The following is a 25,746-nucleotide window of genomic DNA, read 5'->3' as shown; positions in this document are numbered from 1 at the left end:
GAGGAGGGCAACGTGGCCCTTTCCGCTCAGCGTGATCCCCAGGCCGGCGGCTCCGACGCCACCGTCCCCGGTACCTCCGGTACTCCCGACGCCCCGGCCCGCACGAGCGCTCCGCGCGGCCTGCTGCCGCTGCTGACGCTCGGCAACACCGCCATGTACACCCTCTACATCGGGGTGGGCGGTGTACTGCTGCCGCTGCAGATCGAGCACATCGACAAGGCCGACAAGGTGGCGCTGCTCGGCCTGGTGAGCGGGGTCAGCGCGATCTTCGCCACCCTCTTCAACCCGGTGGCCGGGGCGCTCTCCGACCGTTCCGGGCGGCGCAATCCGTGGATCCTGTGGGGCGGTGTCGCCTCCGTCGGCGCGATGGCGCTGCTCGGCGGCGTGAACACGGTGCTGCTGGTCGCCATCGCGTGGTGTGTCGGGCAGGCCACCATGAACGTCTTCCAGGCCGCCATCACCTCCGTGGTCCCCGACCGCGTACCGCTGTCCGAGCGGGGCAGGGCGTCCGCGGCCGTCGGGCTCGGCATGCCGCTCGGCTCGACGCTGGGCGCGGTGCTCGGCGCCGCGTTCACCGACCACCTCCGCACCGGCTATCTCGTGCTCGGCCTGTTCGTCGCCGTCTCCGCCGTCGTGTTCACCGCGTTCGCGCGGGAGGAGAAGCGGCCGGCTCTCGAACCGGTGCCGTTCAAGCGGCAGTTGGCGGCGTTCGCGAGCGCGCTGCGCAACCACGACTTCAGGTGGGCCTTCATCGGGCGGGCGTTGCTCGTGCTCGGCTACTTCTGCGTCTTCGGCTACCAGCTGTACGTCCTCGACGATCACGTCTCGCTGCCGAAGGGGATGGAGCCCGCCGACGCCGTCGCGATCCTCACGCCCGTCTCGGCGGTGGCCATGGTCGTCGCGACGCTGGTCGGCGGTGTGCTCTCGGACCGGATGGACCGGCGCAAGCTGTGGGTGTGGCTGTCGGCGCTGGTCTCGGCCGTCTCGCTGCTGATACCCGCGCTCTCCCCGACGTGGACCGCGATGCTCGTCTTCGCGGCGCTCAACGGGCTCGGCTTCGGCTGCTTCATGGCGGTCGACAACGCGCTCGTCACGATGATCCTGCCGAGCGAGGGCGACGCCGCCCGCGACCTCGGTGTACTGAACATGGCGAGCGCGGGCCCGCAGATCCTGGCCCCGTTCGTGTCGTCCGTGATCGTGTCGGCCAGCGGCGGCTACACGGCACTGTTCCTCGTCGGCGCGGCACTGTCCGTGCTCGGCGCGCTCGCCGTACGCCCCATCCGGGGCGTGCGCTGAGCGACCCGCGTACACGAACCGGCGCGCAGGCGACCGCAAGCGCGGAGCACGACGCGTACGTAGGGCCCGAAGAGCAGGAAGAGCAGGAAGAGCACCCAGAGCTCGGACTGCACGCAGAGAAAGGCTCCCCCCAATGAAGTTGCACACCCGGGAATGGGGCAGCGGTGACCGCGTCGCCCTGCTGGTCCACGGGATCATGTCGGACCATCGGACCTGGCGCAGGGTGGGCCCCGCGCTCGCCGAGCGGGGGTACCGGGTGATCGCCGTCGATCTGCGCGGGCACGGCGGGAGCGGGCGCGGCCCGTACAGCGCCGAACTGTTCGCCGACGACCTGGTGGAGACCCTCCCGGCCGGCGCCGAACTGGCCCTCGGGCATTCGCTGGGCGGCATGGCGCTCTCCCTCGCCGCGGAGCGCCTCGCGCCGCGCCGGGCCGTGTACGCGGACCCGGCGTGGGCGCTCGGCGCGATGCCGGTCGACCCCGCGCTGTTCATGGAGTTCCGTGACGCGAGCCGCCAGATGATCGCGAACCTCAACCCGCGCTGGGAGGACGCGGACATCGACGTGGAGCTGGCGACGCTCGCCGCCTGGGACCCGCGAACGGCGCTCGCGGTCGGCGGTGAGCACGCGATCGACCGGACCCCGGAGCGTCCCGTGGTGCCCTCGCTCGTCCAGGCCGCCGACCCGAGCTTCCTGCTCTCCGACGAACTGAAGGAGGACCTCGTGCGGCGCGGGTTCGAGGTGCGGACGGTGAAGGGGGCCGGGCACACGATCCACCGGGACGACTTCGACGGGTTCATGGAGTCGCTGGAGGGCTGGCTGTGAGCGCGAGCGAGGTGACCGCGCTCACCACGTCGGGACGGGTGCGCGGCGAGCGGCTGCGGGCGGGGGTCGAGCGGTACCTGGGGATTCCGTACGCGGCCGACCCCGTCGGCGCGTCGAGGTTCCGGCCGCCCGCGCGGCCGGACGCGTGGAGCGGCGTGCGCGACGCCCGCACGGCCTCCCCCGCGCCACCGCAGGGCCCCGACCCGCTCCTGGAGAACGTGGTCGGGACCGGCCGGGTCGCGACCGACGAGGCCGGCAGTCTCACCGTCAACGTCTGGACGCTCGGCGGCGGTTCGGGCACCGCGCCGCGGCCGGTGATGGTGTGGGTGCACGGCGGCGGCTACGTCCAGGGGTACGGGCACCAGGTGTGGACCGAAGGAGCGCGGCTCGCCGAGCGCTACGGCGTCGTGGTCGTGTCGTTCAACTACCGCCTCGGGGCGCTCGGTTGGATGTACGTCGCCGAGCTCCTCGGCGACGCGTACGCCGGGTCGGCGAACCTGGGGCTGCAGGACCAGATCGCCGCGCTGACCTGGGTGCGGGACAACATCGCGCGGTTCGGGGGCGATCCGGGGCGGGTGACGGTGTTCGGGGAGTCGGCGGGCGGCGGCAGTGTCGCGGCGCTGCTCGGCGCGCCCGCGGCCCGGCCGCTGCTGCACCGTGCGGTGCTGCAGAGCCCGCCGCCCCGCGAGGTCCAGTCGGTGGACGAGGCCCGCAAGGCCGCGCGTGCCTTCGCCGACGTGCTGCTCGAACAGACCGGCCTCGACGACGTACGGGACGCGACGGCTGATCAACTGCTGGCCGCGCAGGACGTGTTGACGGCCCGGCTGCCCGGCCGGGCGCTGCCGTTCATGCCGGTGGTGGACGGCGCGGTCCTGCCGCTGCATCCGCTGCGGGCGCTGCGCAACGGTTCCTGCGCGCACATACCCGTGATCGCCGGGACGACCGAGCACGAGGGACGTCTCTTCGTCGGGCTCGGCGCCGACGACGGCTCCGGCGAGGGCTCCGGCGAGGATGGATCCGTCGGCGACGGCTTCGAGGCGGCGCTCGCCGCGGCCTTCCCGGATGCCGACCGGCGGGATCGCGCCCGCGCCATCTATCAGGCGCAGGAGGGCAGTTCGCCGGTCGCGCTGCTGGGCGCGCTCGTCACCGACCGGCTGTTCCGCGAACCGACCGACGCGTTCCTGGAGGCGGCGGCCGAGGGCGGCGGCCGCGTGTGGGCGTACCTCTTCCGGGAGACGACGCCGGTCCTCGGCGGGCGGCTCGGCTCCCCGCACACCCTGGAGATCCCGTACGTGTTCGACGTACTGGACGCTCCCGGGCTCGACGCCTGGCTCGGGGACGCGCCGGAGCAGCGGCTCGCGGACGCGATGAGCGGCGCGTGGACGCAGTTCGCGCGCGAGGGCGCGCCCGGGCACCGGCTGCTGCCGTCGTGGCCGCGGTTCACCGCGGACCGGCGGGCGACACTGCTGCTCGGCGGGACAGGAGAGGACGACCGAGTGGGCCGGGTGGCTTTTGACCCGTTCGGGGACCGCAGGCTGCTGTGGAGTGAGACCACTCCACAGATGACCGAATAATCCCATTTGCAGGGTTATCGTCGCGGCGTGATCAGCTACCACTCCCTCCGCCGCGCCGCCCTGACCTGCGCCATCGGCGCCCTCGCCCTCGGGGCCGCCGCCTGTTCCGGCGGCCCCGACCCCGCGCCCCCCGGACGGGCCGGACGGCCCGCCGTGAGCCCGACGGCCGCGGCATCGCCGACCGGGCCGCCCCGGCTCGCCCCGGGTCCGTCCGGTCTCACCCCCGTCTTCAAGAGCGCCACGAACCTCAGGAACGCGCGGGAACGCACCGTGGCGCTCACCTTCGACGCCGACATGACCGCCGACCAGGGCCCGCGGGCGGCCGCGGGTGAGCACTTCGACAACCCTCGACTCGTCTCGACACTGAGGAAGTTGAAGGTCCCGGCGACCGTCTTCATGACCGGGCGCTGGGCCGAGGAGTACCCGGCGCAGGCCAAGGACATCGGCGGCGACCCGCTCTTCGAGGTCGCGAACCACTCGTACAGCCACTACGCCTTCACCGGTGACTGCTACGGGCTGCCGACGGTGCCCGCGGCGCGGATGCGGGCGGACGTGGAGCGCGCGTTCGCCGCGTTCCGCAAGGCCGGGGTGCGGCACGTCGTGCCGTACTTCCGCTTCCCCGGCGGCTGCTACGACCAGCGGGCGCTGCGGTCCCTCACCCCGGCCGGGGTCACGGCGGTCCAGTGGGACGTGGTGAGCGGCGACGCCTTCGCGACGGACGCGGACGCGGTGACGCGGCAGGTCCTCGACGGGGTGCGGCCGGGTTCGGTCGTGGTCATGCACTGCACGCGCAGCGCGGCGCCGACGACGGAGCGGGTGGTGCGGGACGTGGTGCCCGCGCTGCGGGCGAAGGGCTACCGGTTCGTACGGGTCTCGGAGCTGATCGGGGCCGCGGCCCGCACGGCGTGACCGTGCGCCGGCCCGCGACCGCTCCGGCGCGCTGACCTACCCTGGAACGTATGGCCGACTACTGCACGCCCGCCTCCGAGCCCCCGGCGACCGCGTCCGAGGGACCGTTCGCCGAGTGCGTACTGTGCCGCGCGCCCACGGAGTACCCGGAGTCCACGAAGGGCGTGACGCTGTGCCCCGTGTGCGAGTGGCAGGAGGCGCAGCGGACGGCCTGTTCGGGTTAGCGGCCCAGCTCAGCGGCGCGACGCGAGCCGGCAGGCCGCCGTGGCGCAGGCCGCCGCCAGCGCGGCGGCCCCGGCGAGCGGCAGCAGCGGGACCCGGATCACGCCGTCCTGCGACCCGGTGATCAGGGCGCTCACCGCCGCGCGGGCCGGTGACCCCGGCGCGACCAGGGCGAGCAGTGCGCACAGCAGCATCGAGGCCACGCCGATGCCGGTGGAGCGCACCACCGGCCGGCTGGTGACGGCGCCCACGGCGGCGCCGACGAGCGCGCAGCCGAGCATGGCGAGGAACCCGGCCCAGGCCGCGGGCGGCATCGCCAGCTTCACCCGGTGGTCGGTGCTCGCGCTGTCGCTGATCAGCGCGACGACAGCGGTCGCGACGGTGCCGACGGCGACCGTCGCGAGGAACCCGGTGACCAGACTCGCCAGGTGCGCACGCCGGGGCCCGGCCGCCGCTGCCGTGCAACTCCGGGCGGCGGGCGGCTCGTTGGAGACGCAGATCCGTACCAGCCAGGCCCCGACGGGCAGCAGGCACGCGGCGGCGTACCCCAGCGAGTCGAGCACCGGCTGACCGCCCTGCACCCCGATCCCGAGGGACGCCGCGTAGAGGACGACCGGCGCGAGCCAGCGCTGCGAGCGCAGCAGCAGTCCTGCCTGATAGGCGAGGAGGGCGGTACTCATCGACCCTCCTCCCCGGGGTGCCGCACGGCCGTGATGTGCCAGGGCGGCCGGGCGTTCAGCAGCGTACGGAGAACGGTGTCGGAGTGGGTGGCGGGGGCGCCGATGCGGACGGTGCGGGCGTCGAGGCGGGTGAGGGTGTGCGGAAGGGGCAGTTCGGGTGGGTCGCCGCCGGGTCCGACGGCTTCGATGACGACCGCGTTCCGAGGTGATGGTTCATCAACTTCTTTCGCCCGAAGAAGACTTGCGCCCTTCAACAGGTACGTCGCGTCGGCGGTGCCCGCGAGGCGGCGCGGATCGTGGTCCACGAAGACGACGGCCCCGCCGGCCGCGGTGCGCTCGGCGACCGCCCGGTCCAACTCCTCGCGGGCGGCGGCGTCGAGGCCGGTCCACGCCTCGTCGAGGACGAGCAACTCCGGTGCGGCGAGCAGCGCTTGGGCGACGGCGACCTTCTGGCTGCTGCCCTTGGAGAGCTCGGCGAGCGGCCGGTCCGCGTGCGCGTCGGCGCCGAACCGTTCGAGCCACTCCCCCGCCCGCCGCGCGGCCTCCTTCTGTACGAGGCCGTGGACGCGGCCCAGATGCGTGAGGTAACCGCGCGCGGTGAACGGCAGTGCGGCCGGAAAGCGTTCGGGCACGTAGGCGGTGCGCGGGCGCCCGACGATCCGGCCCCGTCCCGGGGCGTCGATCCCGGCGACGAGCCGCAGCAGCGTGGACTTCCCGGTGCCGTTCGATCCCTGGACGCGGATCAGGGCTCCGGCCGGCACGTCCAGGTCGACGTCGCGCAGCACCCACGGGCCGCGCAGTCCGTATCGGCGGCCGACGCGTTCGAGGGCGACGGTGCGGGTGGTGCGCATGGGGACATGGTCCCGTACCCGGGGCGGGCGCGGGGACGCGGCCGGGGCATCCCCGGGCTGCTGGCAGACTGGAGGGCGTGACCAGCGACGACACAGCCACCGACAGCCCCTTCCGGCCCGAGCCCACTCCGCGCGACGAGGCGCCGCAGTTCGTGCTGCCGCTCGTCGTGCGGATCGAACGCGGCGCGCCGCCCGCGCGCACGGACGCCCTGGAGACGGCGGCGCGCGCGGTGCTGGTGATCCTCTCCGACGAGCGCTCGCTCGGTGACGGGGAGTGGGCGCAGGTCATGCGGGACTGGCAGGACGCGCGGATCCGCAAGGTCGTGCGGCGGGCCAGGGGCGCCGAGTGGCGGCGCGCCGAGGCGCTCGACGGCATCACGGTGACCGGCGGCGACGGCACCGAGGTCCGCGTCTGTCCGCCGGTGCCGCTCGACGGCTGGCCCAAGGACCTGGCCCGCCTCCAGGTCTCCGGCACGGACCTCGACGACCCCGAGCCGCCGGCCGCCCCTGACCCGGCGGGAGTGACGCTCTGGCTCAACCCGGACCTGGACATGACGGCGGGCAAGGCGATGGCGCAGGCCGGGCACGGCGCCCAACTCGCCTGGTGGGAGCTGCCCAAGACGCGTCGCAAGGAGTGGCGCGAGGCGGGCTTCCCGCTCTCCGTGCGGGTGGCCGACGACCGCGACCGCTGGGCCGCGCTGACCCGTGCCGGGCTGCCGGTGGTGCGGGACGCCGGGTTCACGGAGATCGCGCCCGGCTCGTGCACGGTGGTCGCCGAGGGGCCGCGGGACGGAAGCTGGCTGCCCGAGCTCGGGCACGTGTGAGCCTGGCCCGCCCGTCAGCGGCGCCGGGCGGTCAGTCCTTGACCCGGTGCAGCTGGATCTCGCGGTTCACGAAGAGCTGGACGTAGCCGCAGCGCCAGCAGATCAGGCCGGTGGCCGTCTCGTCGGCCCAGGCCAGATTGAAGAGTTCGCCACCTGTGCTGTTGAGTTTCACGCCCCGCTCGCGGAAGACGTCGCTCTTGCAGATCTGGCAGGAGATCCACATCTCCCCCAGTGACGCGCGGACCGGCTTGGCCATGGTCGTGCTCCCCCGTTGCTGTTCTGTCTCTTCCGCCTCTGTGGTGGCGGACGAGCACGGTAACAGCAGGCCGGAAGCGCTTCGCCCGGCATCCCTCCGAAAGCGACCGGTTCGCACCCTGGCGGCCCGGCACACGGCGGCATAGCATCGCATCATTCGAGCAGTTGCGACTTCAGATGAGGTGGCCCGGTAGGGCCGCCCCGCACTCCGCCCCCGAGACCCCGGGTCCTTTCCGTCCGCCGTTCCCCGAGCGGCCGGGGGCGTTTTCGCCGACACGCGACCCCGGCCCCTCGTCCTCCTGGCCCCCGCGGGGCGAACTCCCGCACGCCTCCGAGCCGGTGGGGACGGCGAACACGTGGGCCGCGCAGGGGGAGACGCCGGCTCACGTGTTCGCGGGCCGCCGCCGATGCCGGCTTCAGCCGCCGGCGGCGGCCGCTCCCTGACTGCCCAACCTCAAATGTTCCTCTGAACGTCGCCCTGCCGGGGTTCACCCCGGTGTGCCGGGGCCATGACACCCAGAGGCAGGGGACGAGGGGCACGAAGAGGGGGACGGACATGCAGCAGCTTCCGCGCCTGGGGACGGGGATCGGCTGGCGGCCCGAGATCGCCGGGATCGTCGAGGCCATGCCGGGGATCGACTGGGTCGAGGCCGTCGCCGAGAACGTGTGCCCGGGCCATCTGCCCGAGTCCCTGGTGCGGCTGCGCGAGCGCGGTGTCACCGTCGTGCCGCACGGGGTCTCGCTGGGGCTCGGCGGCGCCGAGCGGCCCGACGAGGGACGGCTCGCGCAGCTCGCCGCACGTGCCGAGGCGCTGGGGGCGCCGCTGGTCACCGAGCACATCGCGTTCGTCAGGGCCGGCGGCGAGCGGACCGCGTCGCCGCTCCTGGAGGCGGGGCACCTGCTGCCGGTGCCGCGCACCCGGGACGCGCTCGACGTGCTGTGCGAGAACATCCGGATCGCGCAGGACGCGCTGCCGGTACCGCTGGCCGTGGAGAACATCGCGGCGCTGTTCGGCTGGCCCGGCGAGGAGATGTCCGAGGGACAGTTCCTGTACGAGTTGGTGGAGCGCACCGGCGTACGGCTGCTGATCGACGTGGCGAACCTGCACACCAATCACGTCAACCGGGGCGAGGATCCGGCCAAGGCCCTCGACGAGCTGCCCGTCGAGGCGATCGCCTACGTGCATGTGGCGGGCGGTTTCGAGCGGGACGGGGTGTGGCACGACAGCCACGCCCACCCCGTGCCGCAGGCCGTGCTCGACGTCCTGGCGGATCTGGCGTCGCGGGTGACGCCGCCGGGCGTACTCCTGGAGCGGGACGAGAACTTCCCCGAGGACGAAGGGGAGTTGGGGCGCGAGGTGGAGCAGATCCGGGCCACCGTGGCCGCCGGTTCTCCCCCGCCGCCGGTCCCGGTCCCGGCCCCGGCCCCGGCCGCTCCCTCGCCCGACGTGCCGGTCGAGGAGTGCGTACGCGGACGGGTCGCTCTCGACCAGGCCGCGCTGCTCTCCTCCCTCGTCGCCGGTACGCCGGCGCCGGAGGGCTTCGACCGGGCGCGGCTCGCCGTGCAGGGCAAGGCCCTCGCGGCCAAGCGGGCGGACGTCGTGGCGAAGGTGGCGCCCGAGCTGCCGTCGATCCTGGGCGCGCCGGCGTACCGCACGGCGTTCCTCGCGTACGCGGCCCGGCGGCCGATGACCGCCGGCTACCGCCGGGACGCGCTCGACTTCGCCGAGGATCTGCTGATCGAGCAGCGGGTCCAGGAGCCGGGCGCGCGGCGGGAGTTGACGGGCTGGTGGCTGGAGCGGTCGGGTCCCGCGCCGCTGGCGGGGCGTCCGGTGGCCCGAGCTCTGCGCGCGGCACGGTTCGCTCTGCGCAGGGGGTGAGCGGGCGCCTGCGCGCCGCCACCGGCCCGCACTCCGCCGAGCACCTGACGGCCCTACAGACGAGTGCGGGGCGCGCGAAGCGCACAACCCCCGCGCCCCGTACGGAAGTCGGCGTACTCCGGGCTGATGCCCGGCACCCCGTGCCGAAGGCGCACTAGCGTGCGGTGCCGCAACAGGAGGCACCATGCGACTGCTCTCGGCACCCCCCAGGACCCGGATCAACGGGACCACGCTCATCGTCACCGGGCTCCTCGCCACGCTGGCCGCGCTCGTCTTCCCGATCTGGTCGTACGCGGACCGCTCGGGCACGGGCCTGGACACGCTCGACTCCCAGACCGTGTCGACGAGATTCGGTCCGCTGTCGGCGACGGACCGCACGTTCATCACGAAGGTGCGGCTCGCCGGGCTGTGGGAGATGCCCGCGGGACAGCAGGCCGAACAGCGGGCGCCGAGCAAGGCGGTCGAGACGGCGGGGGAGCATCTCGTCGAGGGGCACACGTTCCTGGACGCCCGGGTGCGGGAGGTCGCGGCGCAGCTGGACCTGGAGCTGCCGAACCAGCCGAACGAACAACAGCAGGACTGGTTACGGGAGTTGACCGCGGCCAGGGGCCAGGACTACGAGCGGAGGTTCGCCAATGTCCTGCGCCGGGCGCACGGCCAGGTGTTCTCGCTCGTGGCCCAGGTGCGCGCCTCGACCCGCAACACCCTGGTCAGGGAGCTCGCGGACGACGCCAACACCACCGTCCTCGACCACATCAAGGTCCTGGAGGCCACCGGGCTCGTCGACTTCGACGCGCTGGCCCGCGACGGGGCCACCGCGAGCCCGCCGCCCGCGACCCGCTCCCCCGCCCCGCCCGGTCCGACGGCGTCCCCGGGCTCCGCGACCCCGGTGACGCCGTCGCCGAGTTTCTCCCTGCCGCCCGCCGCGTCGAGCCCGAGATCGCGATGAGGGCATCGAGGTGAGGACGGGGCGCCGGGTGTCCGCATGGTGAATACCCCGTAGCGGCTTGCCGGAGGGTCGGCATAGAAACTGGACATGTTCTGGGTTCTGTTCCTTCTGCTGGCCTTCGCCGCCGCGGCCGTCTCCTGCGCCCGGCTGTGCCTGGCGGCCGTCCGCGCCGCCGAGGGCGAGCGCGCCTCGGGTGCCGAGAGCGCCGCGGGAGCGGCGGCCGACACGCACCTTCTGCGCAACCACGAACTGTCCCTGTACGAGACGGCGTTCCTGTCCGGCGGCCCGCTCCGGGTCGCGGACGTGACGCTCGTGGCGATGGCCCGCGGCCGCCGTCTGCTGCTCGCGCACACCGGCTGGGCGACGGTCGTCGACCCCCGGGGCGAGGACGACATGGAGCGTTCGGTGCTCGCCGCGACAGGGCCCGGGGGCCAGGCCAGGACCGGGCCGCTGCGGGCGGCCGTCGCCACGGGCGACGCCGTGCGCGCCCTGACCGAGCGGCTCGTCGCAGCGGGCCTCGCGGTCCCGGAGGCCGCACGCTCGACGCTGTCCGGCGCGGTGCGGCAGGTGCGGGCCTCGGCGGTCGCGGTGGTGGTGCTCGGCGCGCTCGCCACGTTCACGCCTGGTCAGGGCGCGGAGCAGGAGGACACGCCGGTGGCGCTCTGGTTCGCGCTGCCGCTGCTGCTCACGCTGAGCTGCCTGGCCCTCGCCCGGATCGAGATCCATCCGTACACGCGCTGGGCCTCACCGGTCGGACAGCGGCTGCTCGCCACGCAGGCCCCGAGCCCCGGCAGCCTGCTCGCGGTCGCCGTGCGCGGGGTGCGCGCGGTCGACGATCCGCAGGTGCGGGCCGCTCTCGGCGACGCGTCGACGGCGCATCGGGGTCATTGATCCGACACCGGAGAGCCGGTGCTTTACTTCGCCAACTACCGAACGAAGTATCCCTTTTGACTCGTCACGCCCGATGAAAGGGATGCCCCTGCGATGAGACATGCGACGAGAGCAACATCCGCCCTCTACGCCGCCGCGGGATCGTTGGTCCTGTCCACCCTCGTCGCCGCCCCCGCGGGCAGCGCGAGCGCCACCCCCTCCCCCACCACCCTCTCCCCCGGCACCGTCCCGGAGACGCTCGGCAGCGCGCTCGCCGCCGGGCGGGCCGCCGCCGCGGGCATCGACTGGAAGGCCTGCCCGGCCGTGGAGGACCTGCCGGAGTCCGTGCGCTGCGGCACCGTCACCGTCCCCCTCGACTACGCGCGCCCGGACGGCCGGCAGATCCGGCTGACCGTCAGCCGGATCGCGGCCCGCGGGAAGAAGAGCGAGCGCCAGGGTTCGTTCGTCTTCAACCCGGGCGGGCCAGGCGGCAACGGCATGTACTTCCCGCTCGTCGGCATGATGCCGGAGTGGAAGCGCATCGGCGCCGCCTACGACCTCGTCGGCTACGCCCCGCGCGGCGTGGGCCGCTCCGCGCCGATCTCCTGCCAGGACCCGAAGCAGTTCGCGAAGGCGCCGACCCAGTCGCCGACACACCCCTCGGCCTCGTACAAGATGGAACGCATCGCGCAGGCCAAGTCGTACGCGGCGGGCTGCGCGAAGAACCTGGGCATCGCCCACTACACGAGCCTCAACAACGCCCGTGACCTGGACGTGCTGCGCGCCGCGCTCGGCGAGCGGAAGCTCACCTACATGGGCGCCTCGTACGGGACGTACATCGGGGCCGTGTACGCGCAGCTCTTCCCGTCGCACGTGCGCCGCATGGTCTTCGACTCGGCGGTCAACCCCGACCCGCAGCAGATCTGGTACACGAACAACCTGGAGCAGTCGGCCGCGTTCGAGCGCCGCTGGGCCGACTTCCGGGCGTGGGTCGCCAAGCACGACAAGACGTACGGCCTGGGCACGACGCCCGAGGAAGTGCTGCGTTCGTACGAGAAGGTGCGCGCGGAGCTGGCGCACGAGCCGGCCGGCAAGAAGGTCGGCCCGGGGCAGCTGCAGTCGGCGTATCTGCAGGCCGGGTACTACGACGACTACTGGCCGATGCGCGCCCTGGCGCTCTCCGAGTACCTGAAGGGGAACCCGAAGCCGCTGATCGGGCAGGCGGCGCCGCCGTCGGAGGGGCTCGCCGAGAACGAGAACGGCAACGCGGTGTACACGGCCGTCGAGTGCAACGACGCGCCCTGGCCGACGGACTTCCGGGTGTGGGACCACGACAACACGGCCCTCGCGAAGACGGCGCCGTTCGAGACGTGGGACAACGCCTGGATGAACCTGCCGTGCGCCTACTGGTCCGCGCCGCGGCAGCGGCCGGTGGACGTGCGGGTCGGTCCGGGACGGCTGCCGTCGACGCTGATCCTGGCCGCCGAGCGCGACGCCGCGACGCCGTACACCGGCGCGCGGGAACTGAACCGGCGGCTCGCCGGTTCGGTGCTGGTGACGGAGAAGAACGCCGGTACGCACGGCATCGGCGGCGGCGCGAACGCCTGCGTGAACGGCCACCTGGACGCGTACGTCCTGGAGGGCCGGGTGCCGGAGGAGCGGTCGGCGACGTGTGCGGCGCATGCCGAGCCGACGCCGCTGAGGTAGGTCGCTCCTCCGTCGAGCCCCTCCATCGCCGGAGGGGCTCGACGGTGCTTACGCGAGTCCCGCCACCAGCTCGGCCACGCTCTTGCGGCGGCCCGTGTAGAACGGGACCTCCTCGCGGACGTGGCGCCGCGCCTCGGAGGCGCGCAGGTGACGCATGAGGTCGACGATGCGGTACAGCTCGTCGGCCTCGAAGGCGAGGATCCACTCGTAGTCGCCGAGCGAGAACGAGGCGACGGTGTTGGCGCGCACGTCCGCGAACCCACGGGCCATCTTGCCGTGGTCGGCGAGCATCTTGCGGCGCTCGTCGTCGGGCAGCAGGTACCAGTCGTAGGAGCGCACGAAGGGGTACACCGAGACGTAGTTGCGGGGCGTCTCGTCGGCCAGGAACGCCGGGATGTGCGAGCGGTTGAACTCGGCGGGGCGGTGCAGCGCCATGTTCGACCAGACCGGCTCCAGGGCGCGGCCCAGCTTGGTGCGGCGGAAGAGGTTGTACGCCTCCTGCAGCTCGTCGGAGGTCTCCGCGTGCCACCAGATCATGAGGTCGGCGTCGGCGCGCAGGCCCGACACGTCGTACGTGCCGCGGACCGTGATGTCCTTCGCGGCGAGCTGGTCGAAGAGCTCCTGGACCTCGTCGGCGTATCCGGCCCGGTCCTCCGGGAGGACGTCCTTCAGCTTGAAGACCGACCAGAGCGTGTAGCGGATCGCCTCGTTGAGGTCCTTCGCCAACTTGCCCTTGTTCGGGATACGGGCTGCCGCCGCGTCGGGGGTGGTGTTCTCGTCGCTCATGTCTCCTATTCTCCCGCGCCGCCGTGCAGGCTCTGCACCGGGTTGGCCTTCAGCTCCTCGCGGGCGACCGTGTCTCCGCGCAGCTCGTCCACGGCCGCGTACGCGCTCGCGATGCACGCCGGGATGCCGACGCCGTCGTACGCGGCGCCGCACACGGAGACGCCGGGCAGCCCCGCGATGTGCTCGCGGATCCGGGCGACGCGCTCGGCGTGGCCGACGGGGTACTGGGGCAGGCCGTCCTGCCAGCGCGTGACGTGGGCGTCGACGGGGGTGGCGGTCAGGCCGACCGCCTCGCGCAGGTCGCGGCGGGCGATGTCGACGAGTTCGGCGTCGTCGCGGGCCAGGTCCTTGTCGTCGCCGTGGCGTCCGACCGATGTCCGCACGAGGACGAGATCCGGGTTCTCCTCCTCGATCCAGCCCCACTTGTGCGAGGCGAAGGTGGCGGCCTTGATGGTGCGGCCGTCGACGGGCGGAACCAGGAATCCGCTGCCGGGCGGGAGGTTCGCCTCGCTCTTGCGGTAGGCCAGGGTGATCAGGGCCATGGAGGCGTACTCGATGCCGCGGAGTTCCTGGGCGGCCATGGGCGAGGCGGTGCGGAGCACGCTCGCCGCGGCGGGCGCCGGGAGGGCGACGATCACTTGGGCCGCGTGGAAGGTGCGGCCCGATTCCGTGACGACTCGCCAGAGGGGCTCGCGGGTGCCCGTCGACGATCCGTCGTCGGTGGTCGCTCGCACGGTTCCCCGTGCCCCCAGCTGCACCGCCCGTTCGCCGAGCAGGATCTCGCCGCCCCTGTCGCGCACGGCGTCGGCCACCGCCTGCGGCAGGGTGCCGATGCCGCCCTCGATGCCCATGAAGACCGGGGCCGGTTCGGCGGCCGACTGCGGGGTCCTGGCCTGGATCGCGCGGACCGCCTCCGTCAGGGACGTGTGGCGGCGGGCCTCCTCGAAGAGCTGGGGGACGGCGCTGCGCAGCGAGATGCGGTAGGCGTCGCCCGCGTAGACGCCGCCGAGGAGGGGTTCGACGAGGCGGTCGACGACCTCGCGGCCGAGGCGGGCGGCGACGTACTCGCCGACCGCGATGTCGTCGCCGATCGGCGTCACGGGGAGGTCGGCGTCCTCCTCGATGCGGGCGAGTCCCTCGTCGGAGAGGACCCCGGCGAGCGCCTCCGCGGTGCCGGGTACGCCCATGACGTGGCCCTTGGGCATGGGGCGCAGGGCGTCGCGGGTCCAGATCGAGGCGGTCGCCGTGGACGGCGGCTGCAGGCGGTCGCCGAGACCGACCTCCCTGGCCAGGCCGACGGCCTCCGGGCGGCGGGCCAGCATCGACTCGGCGCCGAGGTCGATGCGGGCGCCGGCGATCTCGCCCGCGCGCAGTTTGCCGCCGAGTCTTTCGGAGCTCTCCAGGAGCGTGACCCGGACACCGGGCCTCTGGTCGAGCACTCGGTGGGCGGCCGCGAGTCCCGCGATACCACCGCCGATGACCAGGACGTCCCTGACCGTTTCCGTTTCCGTACGTGTGTCCGCTTCGCGCATGCCCCCACTCTGTCAGAACGCGGGGCCCACTCCGTCGAGTCCCGACCGTTACCGGTTCGCGGCCGCCCGGCAATCACCGGAAGGGGTGGTTCGCGCGTCGAAGGGGCGTCCGATGAATGGCACATCCCTCGGGGGTACGTCGATGCTCGCATCCGGTACGACGACGCGGCCGCGGCCGCTGCACATCCTGGCCCTGCTGCTGCTCGCGGCGGCCCTCGCCCTGACGGGGTGCAGCGGCGCGGCCGGCGGCGGCTCGAACGACGACGCCGGGGACAAGTCCCTGGCGCAGGACGACGGCAAGGGCGTACCGGGTGGCGCCGCCGACAGCCGGGCCGATTCCGGCGGCAAGAGCGGGAGCGGCGCGCGGAAGACGCCGAAGCTCAGCGGCGTCCACATCATCCGCACCGCCTCGCTGTCCGTCCGCGTCAAGGACGTGCCGGACGCGCTCGACAGAGCACGCACCGCCACCGAGGACGCGGGCGGTTACGTCGGCAACGAGTCGACCGACCGCGACGGCCACGGCCACGAGCGCACCCGGGTCACGCTGCGGGTGCCGCAGGAGTCGTACGAGGACGTGGCCGACCGGCTCGCCGGCTCGGGCCGGCTGCTGTCGCGGAACGAGTCCGCCAAGGACGTCACCGACCAGGTCGTCGACGTGGACAGCCGGATCAAGTCCCAGCGGGCGAGCGTGGCGCGGGTGCGGGAACTCATGGACCGGGCGACGAAGTTGAGCGACGTCGTGACGCTGGAGGGCGAACTGAGCAACCGGCAGACGGAGTTGGAGGCGCTGCTCGCCCAGCAGGCGTCCCTGGAGGACCGCACGACGCTGGCGACGATCACGCTGAAGCTGTCCGAGGCCCCGGCGAAGGCGGGCGACGGGGGCGGCGACGACGGGCCTGGGTTCCTGGACGCGCTGTCCGGTGGCTGGGGCGCCTTCGTGACGTTCCTGAAGTGGATCGGGATCGTGCTCGCGGCCGTCCTGCCGTTCGCGGCGCTCGTGGCGCTGCTCGTGGTGGTGTGGGCGCGTCTCGTGCGGCCCCGGCTGCCGCGCCGGCCCGCGCCGGAGCCGGTGCGCACGGCCTTCGGCCCGCTCCCGGCGCACCCCGAGCGGGACGCCGACGAGCGGCACTGACGCGGGCGGTCCACGTAGCGTGGGGCCATGACTGCTGAGCGACTCGTGGTGATCGGCGGTGACGCGGCGGGCATGTCCGCCGCGTCGCAGGCACGCCGTCTTCGTGGCCCGGACGAACTGGAGATCGTGGCGTTCGAGCGGGGGCGCTTCACGTCGTACTCGGCGTGCGGGATCCCGTACTGGGTGGGGGGCCAGGTCGGGGAGCGGGACGAGCTGATCGCGCGCTCGCCCGAGGAGCACCGGGCGCGCGGCATCGATCTGCGGATGCGGACCGAGGTCGTGGAGATCGATGTCGAGGGGCGGCGGGTGCGCTCCCGTGACCTCGACGACGAGGGCTCGGGCGAGACCTGGACCTCGTACGACAAACTCGTGATCGCGACGGGGGCCCGCCCGGTCCGCCCGGCGCTGCCGGGGATCGACGCGCCGGGAGTGCACGGGGTGCAGACGCTCGGCGACGGGCAGGCGCTGCTCGACTCCCTCCGGGGGACGCGGGGGCGCCGGGCCGTGGTCGTGGGCGCCGGGTACATCGGCGTCGAGATGGCCGAGGCGCTCATCCACCGCGGGTACGAGGTCACCGTCGTCAACCGCGGGGCCGAGCCGATGTCGACGCTGGACGCGGACATGGGGCGCCTGGTGCACGAGGCGATGACCGGCATGGGCATCACCATGGTCGACGACACCGAGGTCACGAAGATCCTCACCGGGGACGACGGGCGGGTGCGGGCCGTGGCGGCCGAGGACGCCGAGTACCCCGCGGACGTCGTGGTGCTGGGGATCGGTGTGCGCCCGGAGACCGCGCTCGCGCGGGACGCCGGGCTGCCGCTCGGCGAACACGGCGGGCTGCTCACGGACCTGGCGATGCGGGTGCGCGGGCACGAGGACGTGTGGGCGGGCGGCGACTGCGTCGAGGTGCGCGATCTGGTGTCGGGGACCTTCCGGCACATCGCGCTCGGTACCCACGCGAACAAGCACGGGCAGGTCATCGGGTCGAACGTGGGCGGGGGTTACGCCACGTTCCCCGGCGTCGTCGGCACGGCGGTCAGCAAGGTGTGCGACCTGGAGATCGCCCGCACCGGGCTGCGCGAGAAGGACGCGCGGCGGGCCGGGCTGCGGTACGTGACGGTGACCATCGAGTCGACGAGCCGGGCGGGCTACTACCCGGGGGCGGCGCCGATGACGGTGAAGATGCTGGCCGAGCGGCGCACCGGACGGCTGCTCGGGGTGCAGATCGTGGGGCGTGAGGGGGCCGCGAAGCGGGTCGACGTCGCGGCGGTCGCGCTGACCGCGGGGATGACGGTGGAGCAGATGACCGCGCTCGACCTGGGGTACGCGCCGCCGTTCTCCCCGGTGTGGGACCCGGTGCTGGTGGCGGCGCGCAAGGCGGTGGCGGCGGTGCGGGCCGCCACCGGCTGACGCGTCGGTTCCTAAAGGGTGTTGCACATCGGTGATCTCGCTCGGATTCAGCCACCAGGCGCATGGTCAACTGCCCGCTTGTGCGGCGTTTTCCACCGTCTCGACCGGCGTCTACGGGCGGGAGCTGGAGATCGTTCCGACCTTGTGCAACGCCCTTTAGCGGGCGGTCTGCGTGTGCACGTACTCCACGAGCCGGGTCAGCGCCGTGGGGTCGGTGGTCGGCAGCACGCCGTGCCCGAGGTTGAACACGTGGCCCTCCAGTCCCGCGGCGGCGTCGAGCACCTCGCGCGCCTTCTCCTCCACGGCCTCGGGCGTGGAGAAGAGGATCGCCGGGTCGATGTTGCCCTGCAGCGCCTTGCCGGGACCGACGCGGCGCGCGGCCTCGTCCAGCGGGACGCGCCAGTCGACGCCGACGACGTCGGCGCCGGCCTCGCCCATGAGCCCGAGCAGTTCGCCGGTGCCGACACCGAAGTGGATGCGCGGCACGCCGTAGTGCGCGACCGACTGGAACACCTTTTCGGAGGCGGGCATCACCGAGCGGCGGTAGTCCGCCGGGGAGAGCGCGCCCACCCACGAGTCGAAGAGCTGCACGGCGCTCGCGCCCGCCTCGATCTGCACCTTCAGGAACGCGGAGGTGATCTCGGCGAGCCGGTCCAGCAGGTCGGTCCACAGCTGCGGGTCGCCGTACATGAGGGCCTTGGTGTTCTCGTGGTTGCGGGACGGGCCGCCCTCCACGAGGTAGCTGGCGAGGGTGAACGGCGCGCCCGCGAAGCCGATGAGCGGGGTGGCGCCCAGCTCGGCGGTGAGCAGGCCGACGGCCTCGGTGACGTACGAGACGTCGTCCGGGGTGAGGTCGCGCAGCTGGGCCAGGTCGGCGCGCGAGCGGATCGGGTTGGCGACGACCGGGCCGACGCCGGGCTTGATGTCGAGGTCGATGCCGATGGCCTTGAGCGGCACGACGATGTCGCTGTAGTAGACGGCGGCGTCGACCTTGTGGCGGCGCACCGGCTGCATCGTGATCTCGGCGACCAGCTCGGGCCGCGTGCACGACTCCAGCATCGGAATGCCTTCGCGGACCTTCAGGTACTCGGGCAGCGAACGCCCCGCCTGCCGCATGAACCACACCGGCGTGTGCGGCACGGGCTCACGCCTGCACGCCTTGAGAAAAGCTGAGTCGTACGTCGCTGACGGCTGCTGCTGGCCCGTGGCCTCGGTGTTGGCACTCACAGCGGAAAGTCTCGCACGCCCGCACGCAACCCCGGGAACGGCCTCGCCCACGGGTGTCCTTACCCGCGCCCGGCGTCCGTTCGCCTTACCCTTCCCACGCAGAGAACGCTGGCGACTCCGACGGGAAGAGTGAATCGGTGCGGGAGGGGCAGAACGCTCGGGACATGAACGCTGCACATGAGGACGACGCCACCCCGCCCGCCTTCCGCACAGCAGTCGACGCCCTGCGCGGCGCACGGCTGCGCCAGGAGATCGAGATCGACCCCACGCGCCCGCCGCAGCGCCTGGCTCCTTATTCGTACGCGCTCGAAGCCACGGTCGTCGAACCGGGCACCGACATGGACGACGCCGACGCGCTGGCCGACGGCCGCCTCGTCCTGCTGCACGACCCGGCCGGACACGAGGCCTGGCACGGCACCTTCCGCCTGGTGACGCTGGTGCGCGCGGAGCTCGAACCGGAGATGGCGGCCGATCCGCTGCTCCCGGACGTCTGCTGGTCCTGGCTGACCGGGGCCCTGCAGGCCAGAGGCCTCTCCTACGGGGAGCCGTCCGGCACGGTCACGCGGGCCAGTTCGCACTACTTCGGCGGCCTCGGCGACCGCCCGCCCGCCTCGCAGATCGAGATTCGCGCGTCATGGACTCCGCGCGAGGGCCTGGGCGGCGTACCGGACACGGCCGCGCACCTCGCCGCGTGGTGCGAACTGCTCTGTCAGGTCGCGGGACTGCCGCCGGTGCCGGCGGGTCCGCAGGGCTCGGACGGCGCCGTGGTGACGCTGCCGCAGCGAAGGGGCCCTCAGAGCCACTGATTCGAGGGGCGGATTTCGGCCACGTCGGTCGTGCCGCCCCTTCTTCATGCCCTCCTCCCGGGGGATTCGATTCGGTTCGATCTTCGGATGATCGATCACGTGTCCGAATTGCGTGAATTGTTACTCACCAAATCGTGATCTTTCTCTAAAGGCGGGCGGGTTTGCTGCCGAAGACGTCAGTGACCTTGAAAGCACGGTTCATCCCGGCTTCATCCCCGAGCCGGCCCCGTCCCGCACCCCAGGAGGCCTGGTGTCCGTTCTCCTCGAGCAGCCCTCAAGCCTGGTCGCCTACCGCCCGAACAAGCCGACCGCGATGGTGGTCGTGGCCGACCCCCGCGTCCGTTCCACCGTCACCCGCCATCTGTGGGCGCTCGGTGTTCGAGACGTGATCGAGGCCTCGTCCGTCGCGGAGGCTCGTCCCCGCATCGGCAACCCCCGTGACATCTGCGTCGCCGACGTCCACCTCCCCGACGGATCCGGACTGACGCTCCTCTCCGAAACCCGAGCCGCGGGCTGGCCCAACGGCCTCGCCCTCTCCGCCGCCGACGACATCGGCGCCGTACGCAACGCCCTGGCGGGCGGTGTGAAGGGCTATGTCGTCACCGGCACCCGCACCAACGTAGGTCTGCCCACCCGCCCCGGCGCCGCCCCCATCGGTTCGGCGGCCGCCCGTATGCAGCGCCGCCCCCCGGGTGCCCCGAGCCACCCGGGCGGCTACCGCGAGCTCTCCGGCCGTGAGGTCGAGGTGCTCCGGCTCGTCGCCGAGGGTCAGTCGAACAAGGCCATCGGAGTCTCGATGGGCCTGTCCGCGCTGACCGTCAAGAGCCACCTCGCCCGGATCGCCCGCAAGCTCGGCACGGGTGACCGCGCCGGGATGGTGGCGGTCGCCCTGCGCACCGGAATCATTCACTGAACCCACTGATCGCCTGCTGGCCGGATCTTTCCGGTGTACGCACCTTCAGCGCCCGTCGACGGAACGTTCCGTCGACGGGCGCCGTCCGTTCACAGATACCCTTGACAGGTGACCGACGCCCAAGAAACCGCAGCAGACAGCTCACTGCGCACCACCGGGGGCGCCCCTCCGGACGACGACGTCACTGCTGACGGGGCGCCGATTCCGCTGCTCGAACCGCGCGAGGGCATCCCGCCGGTGATCGCCGACGAGGCCGCGCTGGCCGAGGTGGTCGCGGCGTTCGCCGCGGGTACCGGACCGGTCGCCGTCGACGCCGAGCGCGCGTCCGGCTACCGCTACGGGCAGCGCGCCTACCTGGTGCAGCTGCGCCGCGAGGGGGCGGGCACCGCGCTCGTCGACCCCGTGGCCTGCCCCGACCTCTCCGCCCTCGGCGACGCCCTCGCGGACACCGAGTGGGTCCTGCACGCCGCCACCCAGGACCTGCCGTGCCTGCGCGAAATAGGCATGCTGCCCTCGCGGCTCTTCGACACCGAACTGGCCGGGCGGCTCGCCGGGTTCCCGCGCGTGGGCCTCGGCGCCATGGTCGAGAACGTGCTCGGCTACGTATTGGAGAAGGGGCACTCAGCGGTCGACTGGTCGACCCGGCCGCTGCCCGATCCATGGCTGCGGTACGCCGCCCTCGACGTCGAGCTGCTGGTCGACCTGCGGGACGCGCTCGAGAAGGAGCTCGACCGGCAGGGCAAGCTGGAGTGGGCCCGCGAGGAGTTCGACGCCATCGCCTCGGCCCCGCCCGCGCCGCCGCGCAAGGACCCGTGGCGGCGCACGTCCGGGATGCACAAGGTGCGGCGCCGCCGGCAGATGGCCGTCGTCCGGGAACTGTGGACCGCACGGGACAAGGTCGCCCAGCGGCGCGACGTCTCGCCGGGCAAGGTGCTCGGGGACGGGGCGATCGTCGAGGCCGCGCTCGCGCTGCCGCCCACCGTGCACGCGCTCTCCGGGCTGCCCGGCTTCGGGCACCGCATGGGCCGTCGTCAGCTGGAGCAGTGGCAGGCCGCCGTCGACCGGGCCAAGGAGCTTCCGGAGGCGGAGCTGCCGCAGCCGGGCCAGCCGGTCGCCGGACCACCGCCGCCGCGCGCCTGGGCCGACAAGGACCCGGTCGCCGCGGCCCGGCTCTCCGCGGCCCGCGCCGCGGTGTCGGCGCTCGCCGAGACGCTGAACATGCCGCAGGAGAACCTGATCACGCCGGACACGGTGCGGCGCGTGTGCTGGGAGCCGCCGGCCTCCGCGGACGCCGACTCCGTCTCGGCGGCGCTGGCCGGGCACGGGGCCCGGCGGTGGCAGGTGGAGCAGGTGACGCCGGTGCTCGTCGCCGCGCTGGCCGCCGCGCGGGGCTGACCCGTCCTTGGAGCGCCCCTCGATCTTTGGTCGGGGGGCGCTTTCTCTGTCTGCGGGTGGGTGGGGGCTGGTCGCGCAGTTCCCCGCGCCCCTGAGGGCTTGCGGCTTCGCCGCTTGCCCTCATCGATGGAGAAGGCGCACGCAGTGCGCATCTCCAGGGGCGCGGGGAACTGCGCGAGAAGCCCCACCGGCCGTCAGCCGACAACGGTGTGACCTTCGCCGCTCCGGCCGGGGGGACTGGGCAGCATGGTTACCCGCAAGTAGCATGATGGAGTGAGCGCACGCTCAGTCGCGCGCCGCAGCAGTGCAATCCCGCATCTGGAGGAGAGCCATCGTGCCTCGTACCGTCAGGGACGTCGTCTTCGTCGACGGCGTCCGCACCCCGTTCGGCAAGGCGGGCCCGAAGGGCATCTACCACGAGACCCGCGCCGACGACCTCGTCGTGAAGTCCATCCGGGAGCTGCTGCGCCGCAACCCGAACCTGGACCCGGCCAAGATCGACGAGGTCGCCATCGCCGCGACCACGCAGATCGGCGACCAGGGCCTGACCCTGGGCCGCACGGCGGGCATCCTCGCCGGGCTGCCGCAGTCGGTCCCGGGCTACTCGATCGACCGTATGTGCGCCGGTGCGCTCACGGCCGTCACCACCGCCGCGGGCTCGGTCGCGTTCGGCGCGTACGACGCCGTCATCGCCGGTGGCGTCGAGCACATGGGCCGTCACCCCATGGGCGAGGGCGTCGACCCGAACCCGCGCTTCGTCTCCGAGAAGCTCGTCGACGAGTCGGCCCTGTTCATGGGCATGACCGCCGAGAACCTGCACGACCGCTACCCGCACATCACCAAGCAGCGCGCCGACGAGTACGCCGTGCGCTCGCAGGAGAAGGCGGCGAAGGCGTACGCGAACGGGAAGATCCAGCAGGACCTGGTCCCGATCTCGGTGCGCAACACCAACGCCGAGGTGGGCGAGACCGGTTGGGGTCTCGTGACCGCGGACGAGCCGATGCGGCCGGGCACGACCCTGGAGAACCTCGCGGGGCTCAAGACGCCGTTCCGTACGCACGGCCGCGTCACCGCGGGCAACGCCGCCGGTCTCAACGACGGTGCCACCGCCTCGATCATCGCCTCCGAGGACTTCGCCCGGGAGAACAACCTCCCGGTCAAGATGCGCCTCGTCTCGTACGCCTTCGTGGGCGTCGAGCCGGAGGTCATGGGCTACGGTCCGATCCCGGCGACGGAGAAGGCGCTCGCCAAGGCGGGCCTGTCCATCTCCGACATCGGCCTCTTCGAGGTCAACGAGGCGTTCGCCGTTCAGGTCCTCGCCTTCCTGGACCACTACGGCATCGCGGACGACGACGCGCGCGTCAACCAGTACGGCGGCGCCATCGCGTTCGGCCACCCGCTGGCCTCCTCGGGCGTGCGTCTGATGACGCAGCTGGCCCGTCAGTTCGAGGAGCAGCCCGAGGTGCGTTACGGCCTCACCACCATGTGCGTCGGCTTCGGCATGGGCGCGACGGTCATCTGGGAGAACCCGCACTTCGAGGGGGACAAGTGAGCACCACCGCTGAGCTTTTGAAGGGTGCGGCCGAGCTGTTCCCCGGCGAGGTCGTCACCTCCGCCCACGTACGGCACCTCGAACTGCCTTACGGGGCGGGCCGGTTCGCCCTCATCACGCTGGACAACGGCTTCGACCACACGAAGCCGACCACGTTCGGCCCGGGTTCGCTCGCGAACCTGAACGTCGCCATCGACCAGGTCGAGAAGGAGGCGGCCGACGGTGACATCGTCGGTGTCGGTATCACCGGCAAGCCCTTCATCTTCGCGGTCGGCGCCGACCTCAAGGGCGTCGAGCTGCTGAAGAACCACGAGGACGCGCTCGCCATCGGCAAGGGCGGCCACGAGGTCTTCAAGCGCCTCTCGGGTCTGGCCGTGCCGACCTTCACGTACTACAACGGTGCGGCGATGGGCGGTGGCGTCGAGGTCGGTCTGCACTGCACCTACCGCACCGTCTCGAAGGCGCTGCCCGCCTTCTCGCTCCCCGAGGTCTTCCTCGGCCTGGTCCCCGGCTGGGGCGGCTGCACGCTGCTGCCGAACCTGATCGGTGCCGACAAGGCCGTCTCGGTGATCATCGAGAACAGCCTGAACCAGAACAGGCAGCTCAACGGCAAGAAGGTGCACGAGCTCGGGATCGCCGACGCGATCTTCGAGGGTGCCGACTTCCTGGAGCAGTCGCTGATCTGGACCGCTCAGGTACTGAAGGGCGACGTCAAGGTCGAGCGTCCGGACGTCGACCGCGGTGAGGCCTGGGACCAGGCCGTCGCGCGCGGCACGTTCATCGCCGACTCCAAGGTGCACGGCGCGGCCCCGGCCGCGTACCGCGCGCTGGACATCATCGCCGCGTCCAAGAACGGTGACCTGCAGGCCGGTTACGACGCCGAGGACCAGGCCCTCGCGGACCTGATCATGGGCGGCGAACTGCGGTCCGGCATCTACGCGTTCAACCTGGTGCAGAAGCGCGCCAAGCGGCCCGCCGGCGCGCCGGACAAGTCGCTCGCGCGCCCGGTCACCAAGGTCGGCGTCGTCGGCGCGGGCCTGATGGCCTCGCAGCTGGCGCTGCTGTTCCTGCGCCGCCTCGAGGTGCCGGTCGTGCTGACCGACATCGACCAGGAGCGCGTCGACAAGGGTGTGGGCTACGTCCACGCCGAGATCGACAAGCTGCTCGGCAAGGGCCGCGTCAACCAGGACAAGGCCAACCGCCTGAAGGGGCTCGTCTCCGGCGTCCTCGACAAGGCCGAGGGCTTCTCCGACGCGGACTTCATCATCGAGGCCGTCTTCGAGGAGATCGGCGTCAAGCAGCAGGTGTTCGCCGAGGTCGAGGCCGTCGCCCCGGCGCACGCGATCCTCGCCACCAACACCTCGTCGCTGTCGGTGTCCGAGATGGCGTCGAAGCTGAAGCACCCCGAGCGGGTCGTCGGCTTCCACTTCTTCAACCCGGTCGCGATCCTCCCGCTCCTGGAGATCGTGCGCGGCGAGCAGACCGACGACGCGGCGCTTGCCACGGCGTTCGGTGTCGCCAAGAAGCTGAAGAAGACCGCGGTCCTCGTGAAGGACGCCCCGGCGTTCGTCGTGAACCGCATCCTGACCCGCTTCATGGGCGAGATCCAGAACGTCATCGACGAGGGCACCCCCGTCGAGGTCGCCGAGAAGGCCGTCGAGCCGCTCGGTCTGCCGATGTCGCCGCTGGTCCTCCTGGAGCTGGTCGGCCCGGCCATCGGTCTGCACGTCTCGGAGACCCTGAACCGCGCCTTCCCGGAGCGCTTCACGGTATCCCCGAACCTCGCGGCCGTCGTCAAGGCCGGCAAGCGCGGCTTCTACGTCTACTCCGCCGAGAACGATTTCAAGCCGGAGCTGGACCCCGAGGTCGCCGCGCTCCTCAAGCAGGGCGACGTCGTCCTCACCGAGGAGCAGGTCCGCGACCGGGTGCTCGACGCCGTGGCCCAGGAGATCGGGCTCATGCTCGACGAGGGTGTCGTCGCCGAGGCGCAGGACATCGACCTGTGCCTGATCACCGGTGCGGGCTGGCCCTTCCACCTGGGCGGCATCACGCCGTACCTGGACCGTGAGGGTGTCTCGCAGCGGGTGAACGGCAAGCCGTTCCTGGAGGCGGGCGTGGCGAGCGTGCCCGCGTAACGCTCCTCGACCGCGT

At 72.6% G+C, this 25,746-nt stretch carries 23 protein-coding genes; 17 read left to right on the top strand and 6 right to left on the bottom strand.

Annotation, left to right across the window (positions count from 1 at the left end; genetic code table 11):
• Positions 1-12 precede the first annotated feature (12 nt).
• The 5 genes from B072_RS0139615 to B072_RS48905 all read left to right on the top strand — a co-directional run bounded on the left by B072_RS0139615 (position 13) and on the right by B072_RS48905 (position 4,826).
• On the top strand, positions 13-1,296 hold the full coding sequence (locus tag B072_RS0139615) for an MFS transporter (RefSeq protein ID WP_051127404.1): 1,284 nt from the start codon (positions 13-15) through the stop codon (positions 1,294-1,296).
• Positions 1,297-1,429: 133 nt separating this feature from the next.
• Positions 1,430-2,119, top strand: a complete 690-nt coding sequence (locus B072_RS0139610; RefSeq protein WP_018535550.1) for an alpha/beta fold hydrolase — start codon at positions 1,430-1,432, stop codon at positions 2,117-2,119.
• Positions 2,116-3,693: a carboxylesterase/lipase family protein gene (locus tag B072_RS0139605; RefSeq protein WP_018535549.1), complete on the top strand. Its 1,578-nt coding sequence runs from the start codon at positions 2,116-2,118 to the stop codon at positions 3,691-3,693. Before B072_RS0139610 ends, B072_RS0139605 begins: the two co-directional genes overlap by 4 nt.
• A 27-nt stretch (positions 3,694-3,720) precedes the next feature.
• The gene (locus B072_RS0139600) at positions 3,721-4,602 is read left to right on the top strand and encodes a polysaccharide deacetylase family protein (RefSeq protein ID WP_018535548.1); all 882 of its coding nucleotides are present in this window, start codon (positions 3,721-3,723) and stop codon (positions 4,600-4,602) included.
• A gap of 50 nt (positions 4,603-4,652) precedes the next feature.
• On the top strand, positions 4,653-4,826 hold the full coding sequence (locus B072_RS48905) for a hypothetical protein (RefSeq protein WP_018535547.1): 174 nt from the start codon (positions 4,653-4,655) through the stop codon (positions 4,824-4,826).
• Positions 4,827-4,835: 9 nt separating this feature from the next.
• On the opposite strand, the gene B072_RS47550 is transcribed toward B072_RS48905, so the two are convergent.
• Positions 4,836-5,504: a hypothetical protein gene (locus B072_RS47550; RefSeq protein WP_018535546.1), complete on the bottom strand. Its 669-nt coding sequence runs from the start codon at positions 5,502-5,504 to the stop codon at positions 4,836-4,838.
• Complete coding sequence (locus B072_RS47545; RefSeq protein ID WP_018535545.1) at positions 5,501-6,355, bottom strand: ATP-binding cassette domain-containing protein; 855 nt, start codon at positions 6,353-6,355, stop codon at positions 5,501-5,503. The genes B072_RS47550 and B072_RS47545 overlap by 4 nt, the downstream gene beginning before the upstream one ends.
• A gap of 68 nt (positions 6,356-6,423) precedes the next feature.
• On the opposite strand from B072_RS47545, the gene B072_RS0139580 reads away from it, so the two are divergent.
• Positions 6,424-7,179: an aminoacyl-tRNA hydrolase gene (locus B072_RS0139580; RefSeq protein WP_078506763.1), complete on the top strand. Its 756-nt coding sequence runs from the start codon at positions 6,424-6,426 to the stop codon at positions 7,177-7,179.
• A 31-nt stretch (positions 7,180-7,210) separates the two neighbouring features.
• On the opposite strand, the gene B072_RS0139575 is transcribed toward B072_RS0139580, so the two are convergent.
• Positions 7,211-7,435: a hypothetical protein gene (locus B072_RS0139575; RefSeq protein ID WP_018535543.1), complete on the bottom strand. Its 225-nt coding sequence runs from the start codon at positions 7,433-7,435 to the stop codon at positions 7,211-7,213.
• 555 nt (positions 7,436-7,990) lie between these two features.
• Between B072_RS0139575 and B072_RS0139570 the strand changes: the two genes are divergently transcribed.
• From B072_RS0139570 to B072_RS0139555, 4 genes are all read left to right on the top strand, one after another.
• Entirely contained in the window at positions 7,991-9,313 is a 1,323-nt protein-coding gene (locus tag B072_RS0139570) for a DUF692 domain-containing protein (RefSeq protein WP_026246795.1), read from the top strand.
• A 184-nt stretch (positions 9,314-9,497) separates the two neighbouring features.
• Positions 9,498-10,262, top strand: coding sequence for a DUF4142 domain-containing protein (locus tag B072_RS0139565; RefSeq protein WP_018535541.1), 765 nt, complete (start codon positions 9,498-9,500; stop codon positions 10,260-10,262).
• 87 nt (positions 10,263-10,349) lie between these two features.
• A complete protein-coding gene (locus tag B072_RS0139560) occupies positions 10,350-11,153 on the top strand; it encodes a TIGR04222 domain-containing membrane protein (protein ID WP_018535540.1) in 804 nt (267 codons plus the stop codon).
• Positions 11,154-11,246: 93 nt separating this feature from the next.
• Entirely contained in the window at positions 11,247-12,839 is a 1,593-nt protein-coding gene (locus B072_RS0139555; protein ID WP_026246793.1) for an alpha/beta hydrolase, read from the top strand.
• Between the two features lie 48 nt (positions 12,840-12,887).
• Here B072_RS0139555 and hemQ read toward each other — a convergent pair whose 3' ends face one another.
• On the bottom strand, positions 12,888-13,625 hold the full coding sequence (hemQ, locus tag B072_RS0139550; protein WP_018535538.1) for a hydrogen peroxide-dependent heme synthase: 738 nt from the start codon (positions 13,623-13,625) through the stop codon (positions 12,888-12,890).
• Positions 13,626-13,630: 5 nt separating this feature from the next.
• Entirely contained in the window at positions 13,631-15,157 is a 1,527-nt protein-coding gene (gene hemG, locus B072_RS0139545; RefSeq protein WP_018535537.1) for a protoporphyrinogen oxidase, read from the bottom strand.
• Positions 15,158-15,299: 142 nt separating this feature from the next.
• On the opposite strand from hemG, the gene B072_RS0139540 reads away from it, so the two are divergent.
• Entirely contained in the window at positions 15,300-16,289 is a 990-nt protein-coding gene (locus tag B072_RS0139540; RefSeq protein ID WP_018535536.1) for a DUF4349 domain-containing protein, read from the top strand.
• Between the two features lie 27 nt (positions 16,290-16,316).
• Entirely contained in the window at positions 16,317-17,702 is a 1,386-nt protein-coding gene (locus tag B072_RS0139535; RefSeq protein ID WP_026246792.1) for an FAD-dependent oxidoreductase, read from the top strand.
• Positions 17,703-17,858: 156 nt separating this feature from the next.
• On the opposite strand, the gene hemE is transcribed toward B072_RS0139535, so the two are convergent.
• A complete protein-coding gene (hemE, locus tag B072_RS0139530) occupies positions 17,859-18,929 on the bottom strand; it encodes a uroporphyrinogen decarboxylase (RefSeq protein WP_026246791.1) in 1,071 nt (356 codons plus the stop codon).
• Between the two features lie 164 nt (positions 18,930-19,093).
• On the opposite strand from hemE, the gene B072_RS0139525 reads away from it, so the two are divergent.
• From B072_RS0139525 to B072_RS0139505, 5 genes are all read left to right on the top strand, one after another.
• Positions 19,094-19,735 (top strand): DUF3000 domain-containing protein, encoded by a 642-nt coding sequence (locus B072_RS0139525; protein WP_018535533.1) that lies wholly within the window; start codon positions 19,094-19,096, stop codon positions 19,733-19,735.
• Positions 19,736-19,985: 250 nt separating this feature from the next.
• Entirely contained in the window at positions 19,986-20,648 is a 663-nt protein-coding gene (locus B072_RS0139520) for a response regulator transcription factor (protein WP_018535532.1), read from the top strand.
• A 108-nt stretch (positions 20,649-20,756) separates the two neighbouring features.
• A complete protein-coding gene (locus B072_RS0139515; protein WP_018535531.1) occupies positions 20,757-22,043 on the top strand; it encodes a ribonuclease D in 1,287 nt (428 codons plus the stop codon).
• Positions 22,044-22,377: 334 nt separating this feature from the next.
• Positions 22,378-23,595: a thiolase family protein gene (locus B072_RS0139510; protein ID WP_018535530.1), complete on the top strand. Its 1,218-nt coding sequence runs from the start codon at positions 22,378-22,380 to the stop codon at positions 23,593-23,595.
• A complete protein-coding gene (locus B072_RS0139505; RefSeq protein ID WP_026246790.1) occupies positions 23,592-25,730 on the top strand; it encodes a 3-hydroxyacyl-CoA dehydrogenase NAD-binding domain-containing protein in 2,139 nt (712 codons plus the stop codon). The genes B072_RS0139510 and B072_RS0139505 overlap by 4 nt, the downstream gene beginning before the upstream one ends.
• Positions 25,731-25,746: the final 16 nt, after the last annotated feature.

Source organism: Streptomyces sp. HmicA12 (genome assembly GCF_000373565.1).
Taxonomy (GTDB): Bacteria; Actinomycetota; Actinomycetes; order Streptomycetales; family Streptomycetaceae; genus Streptomyces.
This window is presented reverse-complemented; position numbering and strand designations above follow the sequence as displayed.